Origin of the sequence: Thermomonospora umbrina (assembly GCF_003386555.1) — a bacterium.
GTDB lineage: Bacteria > Actinomycetota > Actinomycetes > Streptosporangiales > Streptosporangiaceae > Thermomonospora > Thermomonospora umbrina.
Map to the genome: position 1 here is coordinate 3,315,119 of NZ_QTTT01000001.1, position 13,663 is coordinate 3,328,781.

The window sequence follows — 13,663 nt, forward strand, 5'->3', positions numbered from 1 at the left end:
ACGGCGCGGGCGCGCAGCAGGCGGCGTGCCCCTCGTGCTCCCGGGTGGCGTCAGTCAAGGCGCTCCACCGTCACGGGGACCCCGTTGAAGACCGCGTTGCCCGACAGGGGATCGATCACCCGCTCGTCGGTGACCAGGTTGGCGTTGACGCCGGGGTGCTCGGAGGCCACCCGCGCGCGGGTGCCGGGCCGGTCGTGACCCCACCCGTGCGGCAGGCTCACCACGCCGGCCATCACGGTGTCGGTCGGTTCGGCCACGGCGACGATCGTACCGGCCCGGGAGGCGACCCTGACGGGGTCGCCGGCGGCGATGCCGAGGCGGGCGGCGTCGGCCGGGTTGAGCTGGAGGGTGCAGCGGTTGCTGCCGCCGACGAGCTCCGGGACGTTGTGCAGCCAACTGTTGTTGGAGCGCAGATGCCGCCGCCCGATGAGGGTCAGCCCGGCGGGCGCGGGCTCGCCGAGTCGCGCGCGGAGCCGGTCGGCGTCGGCGGCGAACGACGGCGGGCACAGCTCGATCAGGCCGGAGGCGGTGCACAGCACCTCGTCGAGCCGGGGCTCCAAGGGGCCGAGGTCGACGCCGTGCGGGTGCTCGTCGCGGAGCCTGGCGAGGGTGAGGCCCTCGGGGTCGGCGCCGAAGCCCTCACCGTACGGGCCGAGCCGCAGCATCATGTCGAGGCGCAGGTCGGGGCCCTTGCCGTTCAGCGCCTTGACCAGCTCGTCCGGTTCCCTGCCGTACACCGGGGACCCGGGGACGGCGACGGCCTTGACGAGCGTCGACGCCACGATCATCTCGTCGAGGCCGGCCGGGTCGCCGTCCTCGACACCCGAGGCGATCAGCGCGAGCCGGGCCAGGATCTCCGCCTCGCTCGGGCGGCCGTCCGGCAGCCCGACGGCGGGCGCGGAGTAGCGCGCGTAGTTCCGCACCGCGAACGACAGCAGCGCCACGTCGTAGTGCGGCGTCTGGGCCGGGCGCGGCGGCGGCAGCACCACGTGGGCGTGCCGGGTGGTCTCGTTCAGGTACGGGTCGACGCCGACCATGAACTCCAGCCCGGCGAGCGCCTCGTCCAGCCGTTCGGCGCCCGGGGCCGACAGCGCCGGGTTGCCGCCGATGGTGATCAGCGCCCTGATCCGCCCGTCGCCCGGGGTGGTGATCTCGTCGGCCAGCGTGGCGACCGGGAACTCCCCGAACACCTCGGGCAGGTCGCGGACCCGGCTCCGCCACCGCCCGGTGCTGAACGGACGCTTGCGGCGGTACACCGGCACGTGCGCCGCGCGGGGGAACATCGCGCCGCCGGGCCGGTCGAGGTTGCCGGTGAGGACGTTGAGGACGTCGATCAGCCAGTTGTTGAGCGTTCCGTACTCCTGGGTGCAGGTGCCGAGCCGGCCGTAGACGGCGGCGCGTTCGGCGGCGGCCAGCTCGCGGGCCATCCGACGGATCTGCAGGGGCCGGATGCCGGTGACGCCGGCGACCAACTCGGGGGAGAAGTCCACGGCCAGCGCCCGCAGGTCGTCGAGCCCGTGCACCCGGCCGTCCGATGCGCCGAGATCCACCAGGTCCTCGGCGAACAGCGTGTGGACCAGCGCGAACAGCAGGTACGCGTCGGTACCGGGCCTGATCGGCACGTGCTGGTCGGCGAGCCGGGCGGTGCGCGTCCGGCGGGGGTCGACCACGGTGACCTTGCCGCCCCGGGCGCCGATGGCCTTGAGCCGCCCCGGGAAGTCGGGGGCCGAGCACAGACTGCCGTTGGACTCCAACGGGTTGGCGCCCAGCATCAGCAGATGGTCGGTCCGGTCGAGGTCGGGCACCGGGATGGCCACCGGGTCGCCGAACATGTAGCCCGCGCTGACGTGCTTGGGCATCTGGTCGGCGGTGCCGGCCGAGTAGACGTTGCGGGTGCCGAGCGCCTTGACGAGGGCCCCCGCGTAGAGCGGCCCGGCGATCGAGTGGGCGGTCGGGTTGCCGATGTAGACGGCGATCGCGTCCTTGCCGTGGCGCTCGGCCACGGCCCGCAGCCGCCTCGCCACCTCGTCGAACGCCTCGTTCCAGGTGGTGTCGACGGGGCCGTCGGGGCCGCGCAGCAGCGGGCCGCTCAGCCGGTCCGGGTCACCGTCGAGCCTGCCGAGTGTCGCTCCTTTGGGACAGATGAAGCCCTGGCTGAACGGATCGTGAACGTCCCCCCGTACGCCGATCACCCGGTCGCCGTCGTCCAGGGTCAGCTCGAGCCCGCACAGGGCTTCGCAAAGGGGACAGGTCCGGTACGCCGTGCGGCTCATGGCACGCTCCTTTAGGTACGGGAACATACCAATAATGGCCCCGCTGCCCGCCGGTGCGCCATGACCCCCGGGGGAAAGAGGCGGATGGCCCCAGGAGGAGAGGCGCTCTAGTACTCCCTGACCTGTTCCTCCCGGATCCCGAAGCGTTCCGCGTAGGGCGCCAGGGCCTTGCGCCGCTCCTCGAGGTCGAGCCCGATGTCGGCGAGGCGGTAGTCCACGCGGCCGTGCCGTCCCCGGGGGTGCCGGGCCATGAACGCCTGCATGGACGCGCGGGTGTCGTCGGTGAACGGCTGGTCGGCCACCTCGTAGATGCGCTCCACCATGGCGATGTCGTCGGCCATGAACTCGTGGAACAGCACGTCGATCGACTGCTCCTTGGGGACGAGGTCGCGGTCGCGCAGGCAGCGCTCCATGAAGGCCGCCGCGCGGTGCTTCCAGTACGCGCCGACGGCGTGCGGCTCGATCGGGTCGGTGGTCGCGCGGAGCGCGTAACAGAGCATGGTGGTCAGCGACGCGGTGACGGCCACGGGGTCCCGGTGCGTGACCACCACGGTCGCGTCGGGGAACGTGTGCATCAGCGGGCCGAGCTGCTCCAGGTGCTGCGGGGCCTTGAGCACCCAGCGACCGCCGCCGCGCTGCCAGGTCGCGGCCTGCAGAGCGGTGCGCAGGTACTCGTACGCGAACGTCTGGTCGGTGCCCAGGTACCAGTCGCGGTAGGACGGCAGCATGGCCTGGATCTCCAGGTGCGTGGACGCGAACGTCAGCGCCAGCAGGCCGCCCTCCTCATGGGAGTGGGTGGGCGTCAGGTCGAACATCCGCTTCAGATACGGCAGCATCGTGTGGACCATGCCGAGCGAGTCGGCGACCCGCCGTACACGGCCGTCGATCGACCCCTCCTCACCGGGCGGCGGAACGGGCTCGCACACCTCCCAGTAGGGCAGGGGCCGCAGCGCCGGGTCGGCGGACAGCAGGTTGTGCAGGTGCGTGGTGCCGGTCCGGGGCAGCCCCGCGATGATGATCGGCCGCTCGATCGGCACGTCGTGGATCTCGGGATGCCGGTTCAGCAGGTCCTGGAGCCGGAGCCGCTGGGTGAGCTGGGCGACCGTCTGGGCGTACCAGACCGCGTGGCCGTGCTCGGCGAGCCCCGCCTCCTCGCGCAGCGAGCGGCACAGGACGTCCAGCGGCTCCCGGAAGGCGTCGTCGCCGAAGTCGTCCAGCCGTCGCCCGTCCGTCTCGGTCTGTTGGACGGCCGCCGCCATGAGCGCCTCGGGCTCCAACGGGCACGCGGGTTTCATCGCGGCCAGCACGGACAGGACCTCTCGGGCCTCGGCGGTCCAGCGGGGGTCGGCCAGGTCATCGATGTGGACGTCTGCGGGCCTCATGTCACCTCGTCATCGTGAGCGCGCCGAGCGCGACGCCATCGGCGTCCCGGCACGCTATCCAAGGGGACGGTCCGGACTCCTGAGTGCCGAGCCAAGGGTGTGCGGGGCATTTCATCCGAAGGCGACAAACTTGATCTACAAGTTAAGTAGGCATATATCCACCCTCGAATCCGCCCTTTTACGGGATACCGTTGACCACAGGGGGAGTTCAGCCGCCCGATCGGGAGTGGTCATGGAGGCTTGGGTCATCTGGTTGATCGTGGCCGCCGTGCTGGGCGTGGTCGAGCTGTTCACGCTGACCCTGGCCCTCGGTCTGCTGTCGGCCGCCGCGCTGGCGGCCGGGCTGACCGCCGCGGTGGGGCTCCCCCCGGCGGCGCAGGCCGTCGTCTTCGTGGCGACCTCCGCGGCCGGCCTGTTCGTGGTGCGCCCGATCGCCCAGCGCCAGATCCGCCGGCCCCCGCCGCTGCGCAGCGGCACCGCCGCGCTGATCGGCCGCGAGGCGCTGACCCTGACGGACGTCACCAAGCACGCCGGGCGGGTCCGCATCGGCGGCGAGGAGTGGACCGCCCGTCCCTACGACCCCGATCTGGTCATCTCCGCCGGAACCGAGGTGGACGTCCTCGGCATCGAAGGGGTCACCGCATTGGTCTACCCGAGGGAGTGATCGTGGCCGGACTGATCGTGTCGATCGTCGTCGCGCTGCTGGTGGTGATCGTGGTCACCCGCACCGTGCGCATCGTGCCGCAGGCCCGCGCGGGCAACGTCGAACGCCTCGGCCGCTACCTGCGCACGCTGCAGGCGGGCCTGAACTTCGTGATCCCGTTCGTCGACCGGGTGCGTCCGCTGATCGACCTGCGCGAGCAGGTGGTCTCGTTCAAGCCGCAGCCGGTCATCACCGAGGACAACCTGGTCGTCCACATCGACACCGTCCAGTACTTCCAGGTCACCGACCCGCGCGCGGCCCAGTACGAGATCGCCGACTACATCCACGGCATCGAGCAGCTCACCATCACCACGCTGCGGAACGTGATCGGCAGCATGGACCTGGAGGCCACCCTCACCTCCCGGGGGGTGATCAGCACCCAGCTCCGCGCGGTGCTGGACGAGGCGTCCGGCAAGTGGGGCGTGCGCGTCAACCGGGTGGAGATCAAGGCCATCGACCCGCCGCCCACCATCAAGGAGGCGATGGAGAAGCAGATGCGGGCCGAGCGGGACAAGCGGGCGGCGATCCTCACCGCCGAGGGCACCCGGCAGTCGGCGATCCTGACCGCCGAGGGCGAGAAGCAGAGCGCGATCCTGCGGGCCGAGGGAGCCAAGACCGCCGCGATCCTGGAGGCCGAGGGCGAGTCGGAGGCCATCGGCCGGGTCTTCAACGCCATCCACCGGCACGACGCCGACCCCAAGCTGCTGGCCTACCAGTACCTGCAGGTGCTGCCCCAGTTGGCGCAGGGCAAGGGCAGCACGTTCTTCGTCATCCCCAGCGAGGTGACGAGTGCGCTGCAGGCCGTCTCCCAGGCGTTCGGGGGCTCCGTCGAGGGAGCCGCCGCCCGCCCGGCCGAGCCCGCCGACCGGGGGGAGGAGGGCGGGGCGCCCGCGCTGACGGCCGGTTCGCCCTCCGCCGCCCCGCTGCCGGAGGAGACCCCGGTGCCGGTCGAGAAGAAGGACCGATCCTCCTAGGGACCTCGCGTGTTACCTCGTGACGTGCACGGGCACCCCGGAGAGTGCCCGTGCACGAAGGAGGAGCGCCGATGTCGTTCATGAGCTATCCGCCGCCCCGGTACGGGGGGGTGACCGGTCAGGTCAGCGCCAGGTTCCGGCCGGCCGACACCGAGGCGGACCTGGTGTCGGGCGGCGCGGACGCGGGGGTCACCGGGGCGAGCCTGCGTCAGCGCACGCACTATCTGGCGACCGGCGCCGGCACCGGCGGGGAGTTCGGGCTGTACCGCGTCGACATGCCGCCCCACGGGATGGGGCCGGGCACCCATTTCCACCGGACGATCTCGGAGTCGTTCTACGTCCTCGACGGCACGCTGCGGCTCTTCGACGGCGAGCGCTGGATCGACGCGGTCCCCGGAGACTTCCTCTACGTGCCGGTGGGCGGGCTCCACGCGTTCCACAACGCCTCCGACGCGCCGACGTCCCTTCTCCTGCTCTTCGCGCCGGGCGCGCCGCGCGAGGGCTACTTCGAGGGGATCGCCGGCGTCGCCGACATGAGCGACGAGGAACGTCGGGAGTTCTTCCTCCTGCACGACAACCACTGGGTCTGAGGCGTCCTCAGCGGAGGATCGCGCGGAGTTCGGCGATGGCCAGATCGAGCTCCTCCTCGGTGTTGTAGTAGTGCGGCGACAGACGGACCCGCAGCGGCGGCTTGACACCCGCGTCGTACCGGTAGGTCTGCTCGGCCACGCGCGCGTTGATGCGGCGCGGGCCGGCGGCCAGCCGTGCGACGATCTCCGGCGCGGCCACGGTGACGTGGGTGAACGTCACGATGGCGCTCTTGCGGGCCCCCCGGTCGTGCACCGTGACGCCGGGCAGCTCCGCCAGCTCCGCGCGCAGCCGGTCGGCCAGCGCCGTGGCCCGTTCCTCGATCGCCTCCATGCCGAGGTGGAGGGCGTACGACGCGGCGGCGGCCAGGCCGAGCTGCCCGGCGACGAACCGCTCCCAGTTCTCGAAGCGGCGGGCGTCGGGCCTCAGCTCGTAGGACTCCGGGCCCGTCCAGTCGGCCGACCGCAGGTCGACGAACGGCGGCTCCAGCTCCGCCGTCACCTCCCTGCGCACGTACAGGAACCCGGTGCCGCGCGGGCCCCGCAGGAACTTGCGCCCGGTGGCCGACAGCATGTCGCAGCCGATCTCCGCCACGTCGACCACGAGCTGCCCCACCGACTGGCAGGCGTCCACCAGAAAGAGCGCCCCCGCCCTCCGGGACAGCCTCCCGACCTCGGCGACCGGGTTGACCAGCCCGTCATGGGTCGGCACATGGTTGATCGCCACCAGTCGCACGCCGCCGGCGTCCAGCATCCGGGCGAGCGCGTCGAGGTCGATCCCCCCGTGGTCGTCGTCCGGCACCACCTCCACGACGGCGCCGTGCCGCCGAGCGGCCAGCAGGTAGCCCAGCGCGTTGCTGGCGTACTCGCTGGTCGTGGTGAGGATGCGGTCGCCCTCCTTGAACGGGATCGCGTGGAAGGCCATGTCCCAGGCGCGCGTCGCGTTCTCGGTGAAGGCGATCTCGTCGTCGCGCGCCCCCACGAGCCGCGCCAACGCGCCGTACGAGGCGGTGAGGGCGTCCGCCGCGTCGTCGGCCGCCTCGTAGCCGCCGATCCGGCCCTCCAGCTCCAGATGCCGGACCACGGTGTCGTGGACGACGGCGGGCGGGAGCGCGGAACCGGCGTTGTTGAGGTGAACGACGTCCCGGCAGCCGGGGGTCTCCGATCGGATGCGGCCCAGATCCACGTTCGGGTTCCTCTCCTCGGGGGGCGAAGGCGATCTCAGCGAGTGTGCCCCACGGGTCGTTCCGGCGAACGGAACGTCCCCTTCCCTTCACTTTGTGTCATTGGCTAATTACCTGGCGTACCGGGCCGGTGGTTCAGGCTGCCCGGAAGAACTCAAGGAGAACGCATGTCAGGTAGCCGATTCCGAGCAGTGGCGGCGAGCCTGTCCCTCGCGATGGCCGGTGCGGCGGCCTTGCCCGGCCCGACCGGGCACGCGGCCGCGGGCCCCAAACCCCCGCCTCTGGAGTGGGTGGTGCTCGGAGACTCCTTCTCCGCGGGCGGCATCGCCGCGGCCAGCAGCCGCCCCGGCGGCCCTCGGGGGTCCGAACCGTATTTCGTGGACGGCCGGTTGGGCGCGGGCACCCGTAAGGGCTGCGACCGCACCGATAAGGCGTGGCCCAACCAGGTCGACAAGGTCTTGGGCAGGCCCGGCGAGAAGCGGGTGACGCTGAAGTCCAACGTGAGCTGCGCCGGGGCCCTCATCGACCACGTGGTCGCCGTGCCGCAGACCCCCAAGGGGCAGAACGTGCCGGGGTGGAGCCGGCCCAACCACCCCTACTTTCCAGTCGACCCGGACGGCGACCCCGCGACGCTGAAGTTCCCCCGGCTCAAGCACCCCCAGCTCGCGGCGGTGAAGCCCAGCACCAAGCTGGTCACGGTGGGTGTCGGGTGGGCCGACATGGGGCTCACCCAGATCTTCACCAAGTGCATGAGGCTGGGCGAGCCCACCGGCAACAAGGGCGCGCCCTGCAAGAAGTACTTCACCAAGCCCCCCATCGGCGTGGAGAGCATCCAGCAGCGGCTCGACCGCACCCAGGCCGCCTACACCGACATGTTGGAGCGGATCCGGGCCAAGGCGCACTCCGACGCGATGATCATGGCGGTCGGGTACCCGTTCATCATCCCCGACGAGAACGACATCCGGCGGTGCACCTGGGGGCGGGTCCAGCAGATGACGGTCAAGCCCGACGTGGCCGCGATGCACCACTTCGGCGGCATCACCCACGAGGATCTGAACTGGCTGCGCGACGAGGTGATCGACGACCTCAACGTCATCATCAACGACGCCATGCCCAACGACCCCCACTTCGAGTTCCTGGGCCTGTGGGAGCCGGGCGAGGCCGGGCACGACGTGTGCGCCGACGCCGGGCCGAACACCCACGGCGACTGGATCGAGGGCCTGATCGACCAGACCCCGAAGGCCATCGGCAGGCGGTGGCCGCGCCCCGGGTTCTTCCAGGGCAACGTCAAGCACCACGAGGGCGCCGCCGAGACGGTCGTCGAGGAGTTCCGCGAGGTCCTCAAGAAGACGCCGAAGCTCGAAGACGCGTAACCAGCCGAGGCCAGGGGGCGTGTTCCGGGAGGAACGCGCCCCTTCGTCATGTCCGTCGGGCGCGAACCCGTCCCCGTCCGAACGCGTCCTACCTGGCGACATAACGGCGGAAAGCGGCGCGCACGGAGGTACGGGATGGGACGTCGGCTGCGAGCGGCCACGATCGGGGCCGCCGTCACGGCGGCCATGACGTTCGCCGCGGGCTGCGGACCGCTGGAGAGTGTGCTCGGCGAGGACGGCGGCCCCGGCGGTCGGAAGGACGGGCCGAGGCAGCCGCTGACCGTGGCGTTCGGCGGCGACGTCCACTTCGAGGGGCGGCTCAGGACCAGGCTCGACACCGCCCCCGACACCGCCCTGGGCCCCATCGCCCGGACGCTGAGCGCCGCCGACCTCTCGATGATCAACCTGGAGACCGCCATCACCGCCGGCGGCGCCCCGGCCCCCAAGCAGTTCGTCTTCAGGGCCCCGCCGACGGCGTTCCGGGCGCTGAGGGGCGCGGGGGTCGACGTGGTCACGATGGCCAACAACCACGGCATGGACTACGGCGAGACGGGCCTGCGCGACTCCATCGCCGCAGGCAGGCAGGCCGGTTTCCCCATCGTGGGCATCGGCAACAACGCCGCCGAGGCGTACCGGCCGTGGACCACCACCGTGAAGGGCAACCGGGTCGCCGTCATCGGCGCGACCCAGGTCCTCGACGACAACCTGATCCAGGCGTGGACCGCCACCGACGCCAAGGCCGGCCTCGCCTCCGCGAAGGACGCGCCCCGGCTCGTCCGGGCCGTCCAGGAGGCGCGCAAGGACGCCGACATCGTGATCGTCAACCTGCACTGGGGCCAGGAGCTCAACACCTGCGCCACCGACGTGCAGAAGCAGCTCGCCGACCAACTCGTGACCGCCGGGGCCGACGCGGTGGTCGGCAGCCACGCCCACGTCCTCCAGGCCGGCGGCTACCTCAAGGGCAAGTACGTCCACTACGGGCTGGGCAACTTCGTCTTCTACAACTCCAGCGCCAGGACCGCGCCCACCGGCGTCCTGACCCTCACGTTCAAGGCGGGCGGGGGCGCGAAGGGCGCCGAGGTCTCCCGCGCCGACTGGACACCCGCCCTCATCACGGACGGCATCCCGCAGCCGCTCACCGGGGCCGCCGCCCAGCAGGCGCGCACCGCCTGGGAGGGCCTTCGGTCCTGCTCGAACGTCACCGCGCGGCCCGCCTGAGGGCCCTCCCGGAGCAGGGACCGTTCCCGGCTAGGCTGAGCGCGACTTCGAGCCGGAGGTAAGGGCGATGCAACGGAAGAGCGCCATGGGATCGGCGCTTGCGGCGCTTGTGGGATTGGCGCTGCTCGCCACCGCGTGCGGCGGGGGCGACCCCACGCCCGAGGCCGAGGGCCAGACCAGGCCCCCTTCCTCCGACTCCACCGGACCCCGGAAGCCCGCCGCCCCCGCCAAGGAGCCGATCATCCTGGCGTTCGGCGGCGACACCCACTTCGAGGGGCAACTGCGGGCCCGGCTGTCCGACCCGAGGACCGCGCTGGGGCCCATCGCCAAGACGCTGCGCGCCGCCGACTTCGCGATGGTGAACCTGGAGTCCGCCGTCACCACGGGCGGCACCCCCGCGCCCGCCAAGGAGTTCGTGTTCCGCGCGCCGCCGTCGGCGTTCACCGCGCTGCGGGCCGCCGGGGTGGACGTCACCTCGATGGCCAACAACCACGGCATGGACTTCATGGAGTCCGGGCTCCGCGACTCGCTCCGGGCGATCAAGCAGACCCGCTTCCCGACCGTCGGCATCGGCAGGAACGCCGACGAGGCGTACCGGGCGTATCGGACCACCGTCAAGGGCAACCGGCTGGCGGTCGTCGGCGCGACGCAGGTGCTGGACGACCACCTGATCCCCGCCTGGACCGCCACCGACACCAAGGGCGGGCTGGCGTCGGCCAAGGAGGTCGACCGCATGGTGCAGGCGGTGAAGGACGCCCGCAAGGGCTCCGACATCGTCATCGTGCACCTGCACTGGGGCGCGGAGATGCAGCCGTGCCCGCTGCCGCGGCAGAAGGAGTTGGCCGACCAGCTCATCGACGCCGGCGCCGACATCATCGTCGGCGGCCACGCGCACATCCCGCTGGGCGGCGGGTTCCGGCGCGGCAAGTACGTTCACTACGGGCTGGGCAACTTCGTCTTCTACTCGGCCAACGGCGCCACCGCGAACTCCGGCGTTCTGCTGCTGAAGGTGCAGGGCCGCCAGGTCACCAAGGCCGCCTGGAAGCCGGCCCGCATCTCCGGCGGTCTGCCGCAGCTCATGACCGGTGCCGCCGCGAGGGCCGAGCACCGGCGGTGGACGGGCCTGCGCGGCTGCACGGGCCTGACCGCCGCCCCGTGACCTAGCGCCCGACCGGAACGCCCGCCGCCCGGGCCGCCTGAAGCCAGCGGGGGAACTCGCTCAGCAGCCGCTCGTACAGCTCCTCGTCGGAGATCTGGTCGATGTCGTCGATGCTGAAGAAGCCCGCGTTGTCCACCAGCCGCCCGGACAGCGTGTCCAGGTCCTCGAGGATGCCGTAGTCGGCCCGGCCGAGCCCGACGAACTGCCAGAAGATCGGCAGCGAGGAGGCGCGGCGCAGCAGGTCGGCGATCTGACGATCCTGGTGCACGCCCCCGTCGGAGAAGAACAGGATCAGCGCCGGCTCGCCGGGCGGCTCGGCCTCAGAGAACGCGATGACGTCGGCCATCACCTCCGGCTCGTTGTTGCCCCACCCGAGGTCGAACCGCCGGGCCCCCCGCTTGAGGCTCAGCCGGGACTTCCTCCCGCCCTCGGGCGAGGGGCCCGCCTGCGGACGCTTGGCCGACTCGTACCGGCCGACGTGGTCGGGAACCCAGCTCGGCAGGTCCGCGATCGTCAGGGCCGGCAGGCGCGCGGAACGGGTGGCGAAGATCCAGGCGTCCAGGGACCCGTTCTCGTCGAGTTGGGCGGCGACCGGGGCCATCCGCTCGACCACCCGGCCGACGGCGCCCGAGTTGTAGAGCGCGGACATCGATCCCGACGCGTCGAGCACCAGCGCCACCTTGGCGCGGACCCCGGTGAGCCCCTTCTTCTCGAGGGTGACGCCCACGGCCTGCTTGCGCAACGAGATCCGCTGCCGCATGTCGGGCGGGAGGGCGCTCTCGTCCGCCGCCACCGCCGCCGGAACCGGAGCGGGGACGGGGGCCGGAACGGGAACGGGAACGGGCGCGGAAGCGGGAGCCGGGGCGGGATCGGGCTCGTCGTCGACGGACACCCCGTAGTCGGTGGCGAGTCCGGCCAGGCCGGTGTCGTACCCCTGGCCGATCGCCCGCAGCTTCCACTGGTCGCCGCGCCGGTAGACCTCGCCCAGCACGAGCACCGTCTCGCCCGCCGCGCCCTCCACCGGGTAGCGGGCGGCGGGCGCGCCGGAGGCGTCCTCGACGGTCAACTCCAGGCCGGACAACGAGCCGAACGTGCCCTGGTCCACCGACACCGCGAGCACCACCCGGTCCACCCGACCCGGCAGCGCCCCGGGCCGTACGTCGATCCGCTGCTCACCCGACCCGCCGAGATGACGGACCGCGCCACCGGCCGCCTCCGGCTGGTTGTAGAAGACGAAGTCGGCGTCCGAGGTCACCTTGCCGTTCGCCCCCACCAGCAGCGCCGAGGCGTCCACGTCCGGCGTCCCGGGCCCCGTGGCCCACCGCACCCGGACGGTCAGGTCGGCGTCCGGCAGCGGCGCGTTGGCGCCCTTATTAAGAACGATCATGAACGCGAGTATGACCCTTCGCCCTTACGAACGGGACGAATCGACGAAATCCCGGTACCAGCCATAAGACGACCTGGGCGTGCGGCGCTGGGTCTCGTAGTCGACGTGCACGAGGCCGAAGCGGGGATGGTAGCCCTCGGCCCATTCGAAGTTGTCCATGAACGACCACACGAAGTAGCCCCGCACGTCGACACCGTCGGCGATCGCCGTGCGCACCGCGTCCAGATGCGACTCCAGGAACGCGACGCGCTCGGGGTCGTCCACGACGCCGTCCGGGCCCGGCCGGTCGTCGTACGCGCAGCCGTTCTCGGTGATGAGGAGCGGCGGCAGCGACGCGGAGTACGTCTCCTTCAGCGTGCGCAGCAGCGCCAGCAGCGCGTCCGGCACGACGGGCCAGCCCATCCCGGTCGTCGGGTGCCCCTCGATGGGGACGATCTCGAACGGCAGCGGCCCGGAGGCGGCGCGCACCCGGGTGGGCTGGTAGTAGTTCACGCCCAGGAAGTCGATCGGCGCGGCGATCACCGCGAGGTCCTCGTCCCGGACGTACGACGCCGGGTCGGGCCCCCCGAGCGGCGACAGGTCCGGGTGGCGGCCGTACAGCACCGGGTCGGTGAACAGCCGGTTGGCGAAAAGGTCGAACGTCGCCGCGGCCCGAAGGTCGTCCGCCGAGGACTCGTCCGCCGCCCACGCGGGCGTGTAGTGGTTGCTGAGGCCCACCTGAAGGGCCCCCAGGTCGCGCAGCGCGTTCACCGCCAGCCCGTGGCCGAGCAACTGGTGGTGGGCGGTCGGCAGCGCGTCGAGCAGCAGCGTGCGGCCGGGCGCGTAGACCCCGAAGGCGTAGCCGTACGCGGTGACGACCATCGGCTCGTTCAGGGTGATCCAGGCGCCGACGCGGTCGGCCAGCCGCTCGGCCACCACCGCGGCGTACTCGGCGAACCGGTGGGCGGTGTCGCGGACGGTCCAGCCGCCCGCGTCCTCCAGCGCCTGCGGCAGGTCCCAGTGGAACAGGGTGGGGAACGGGGTGAGGCCCCGTTCCAGCATTCCGTCCACCAGACGGTCGTAGAAGTCCAGGCCCTCGGGGTTGGCCGGGCCCCGTCCGTTCGGCTGGATCCTCGGCCAGGCGATGGAGAAGCGGTAGGCGTCCACGCCGAGGCCGGCCATCAGGTCGAGGTCGTCGGGCCAGCGCCGGTAGTGGTCGCAGGCCACGTCACCGGTGTGCCCGTCGCGGACCCGGCCGGGCTCGCGGCAGAACACGTCCCACACCGAGTCCCCGCGCCCGTCCTCCCCGGTGGCGCCCTCGATCTGGTAGGCCGCGGTCGCCACGCCCCATCGGAAGTCGGGTGGGAACGCCATGTGATGTCTCCCTCAATGAACGTGAATAGTTCTCGCATACTAGAACGGAGCGCCGACCCGTGCCGGTCAA

At 71.9% G+C, this 13,663-nt stretch carries 11 protein-coding genes; 6 read left to right on the forward strand and 5 right to left on the reverse strand.

Translation table 11 applies throughout. The features are described 5' to 3' along the window. Positions 1-50: 50 nt before the first annotated feature. Together DFJ69_RS14795 and DFJ69_RS14800 are read right to left on the reverse strand one after the other, a co-directional pair. Positions 51-2,273, reverse strand: coding sequence for a molybdopterin oxidoreductase family protein (locus tag DFJ69_RS14795; protein WP_116023026.1), 2,223 nt, complete (start codon positions 2,271-2,273; stop codon positions 51-53). Positions 2,274-2,380: 107 nt separating this feature from the next. Next, positions 2,381-3,655: a sulfotransferase family protein gene (locus DFJ69_RS14800; protein WP_116023027.1), complete on the reverse strand. Its 1,275-nt coding sequence runs from the start codon at positions 3,653-3,655 to the stop codon at positions 2,381-2,383. A gap of 232 nt (positions 3,656-3,887) precedes the next feature. Between DFJ69_RS14800 and DFJ69_RS14805 the strand changes: the two genes are divergently transcribed. From DFJ69_RS14805 to DFJ69_RS14815, 3 genes are all read left to right on the forward strand, one after another. Continuing rightward, positions 3,888-4,319, forward strand: coding sequence for an NfeD family protein (locus tag DFJ69_RS14805; RefSeq protein WP_116023028.1), 432 nt, complete (start codon positions 3,888-3,890; stop codon positions 4,317-4,319). Between the two features lie 2 nt (positions 4,320-4,321). Further along, positions 4,322-5,332 (forward strand): SPFH domain-containing protein, encoded by a 1,011-nt coding sequence (locus DFJ69_RS14810; protein WP_170177658.1) that lies wholly within the window; start codon positions 4,322-4,324, stop codon positions 5,330-5,332. A gap of 71 nt (positions 5,333-5,403) precedes the next feature. Beyond that, the gene (locus DFJ69_RS14815) at positions 5,404-5,922 is read left to right on the forward strand and encodes a cupin domain-containing protein (RefSeq protein ID WP_211328625.1); all 519 of its coding nucleotides are present in this window, start codon (positions 5,404-5,406) and stop codon (positions 5,920-5,922) included. Between the two features lie 7 nt (positions 5,923-5,929). On the opposite strand, the gene DFJ69_RS14820 is transcribed toward DFJ69_RS14815, so the two are convergent. Continuing rightward, the gene (locus DFJ69_RS14820) at positions 5,930-7,105 is read right to left on the reverse strand and encodes an aminotransferase class V-fold PLP-dependent enzyme (RefSeq protein WP_116023030.1); all 1,176 of its coding nucleotides are present in this window, start codon (positions 7,103-7,105) and stop codon (positions 5,930-5,932) included. A gap of 165 nt (positions 7,106-7,270) precedes the next feature. Between DFJ69_RS14820 and DFJ69_RS14825 the strand changes: the two genes are divergently transcribed. The 3 genes from DFJ69_RS14825 to DFJ69_RS14835 all read left to right on the forward strand — a co-directional run bounded on the left by DFJ69_RS14825 (position 7,271) and on the right by DFJ69_RS14835 (position 10,853). Next, on the forward strand, positions 7,271-8,476 hold the full coding sequence (locus DFJ69_RS14825) for an SGNH/GDSL hydrolase family protein (RefSeq protein ID WP_147312310.1): 1,206 nt from the start codon (positions 7,271-7,273) through the stop codon (positions 8,474-8,476). 135 nt (positions 8,477-8,611) lie between these two features. Beyond that, on the forward strand, positions 8,612-9,694 hold the full coding sequence (locus DFJ69_RS14830) for a CapA family protein (RefSeq protein WP_116023032.1): 1,083 nt from the start codon (positions 8,612-8,614) through the stop codon (positions 9,692-9,694). A gap of 85 nt (positions 9,695-9,779) precedes the next feature. Beyond that, on the forward strand, positions 9,780-10,853 hold the full coding sequence (locus DFJ69_RS14835; RefSeq protein WP_245974384.1) for a CapA family protein: 1,074 nt from the start codon (positions 9,780-9,782) through the stop codon (positions 10,851-10,853). 1 nt (position 10,854) lies between these two features. Here DFJ69_RS14835 and DFJ69_RS14840 read toward each other — a convergent pair whose 3' ends face one another. Both DFJ69_RS14840 and DFJ69_RS14845 read right to left on the reverse strand, forming a co-directional pair. After that, positions 10,855-12,240, reverse strand: a complete 1,386-nt coding sequence (locus DFJ69_RS14840) for a VWA domain-containing protein (protein ID WP_116023034.1) — start codon at positions 12,238-12,240, stop codon at positions 10,855-10,857. A 24-nt stretch (positions 12,241-12,264) separates the two neighbouring features. Beyond that, positions 12,265-13,593 (reverse strand): GH1 family beta-glucosidase, encoded by a 1,329-nt coding sequence (locus DFJ69_RS14845; protein ID WP_116023035.1) that lies wholly within the window; start codon positions 13,591-13,593, stop codon positions 12,265-12,267. Between the last annotated feature and the right edge of the window lie 70 nt (positions 13,594-13,663).

Excerpts from the sequence above, each read along its gene's own strand:
- DFJ69_RS14800 (WP_116023027.1), bottom strand. The coding sequence starts at position 3,655 with ATGAGGCCCGCAGACGTCCACATCGATGACCTGGCCGACCCCCGCTGG.
- DFJ69_RS14845 (WP_116023035.1), bottom strand. The coding sequence starts at position 13,593 with ATGGCGTTCCCACCCGACTTCCGATGGGGCGTGGCGACCGCGGCCTAC.
- DFJ69_RS14840 (WP_116023034.1), bottom strand. The coding sequence starts at position 12,240 with ATGATCGTTCTTAATAAGGGCGCCAACGCGCCGCTGCCGGACGCCGAC.
- DFJ69_RS14795 (WP_116023026.1), bottom strand. The coding sequence starts at position 2,273 with ATGAGCCGCACGGCGTACCGGACCTGTCCCCTTTGCGAAGCCCTGTGC.
- DFJ69_RS14825 (WP_147312310.1), top strand. The coding sequence starts at position 7,271 with ATGTCAGGTAGCCGATTCCGAGCAGTGGCGGCGAGCCTGTCCCTCGCG.
- DFJ69_RS14835 (WP_245974384.1), top strand. The coding sequence starts at position 9,780 with ATGGGATCGGCGCTTGCGGCGCTTGTGGGATTGGCGCTGCTCGCCACC.
- DFJ69_RS14830 (WP_116023032.1), top strand. The coding sequence starts at position 8,612 with ATGGGACGTCGGCTGCGAGCGGCCACGATCGGGGCCGCCGTCACGGCG.
- DFJ69_RS14815 (WP_211328625.1), top strand. The coding sequence starts at position 5,404 with ATGTCGTTCATGAGCTATCCGCCGCCCCGGTACGGGGGGGTGACCGGT.
- DFJ69_RS14805 (WP_116023028.1), top strand. The coding sequence starts at position 3,888 with ATGGAGGCTTGGGTCATCTGGTTGATCGTGGCCGCCGTGCTGGGCGTG.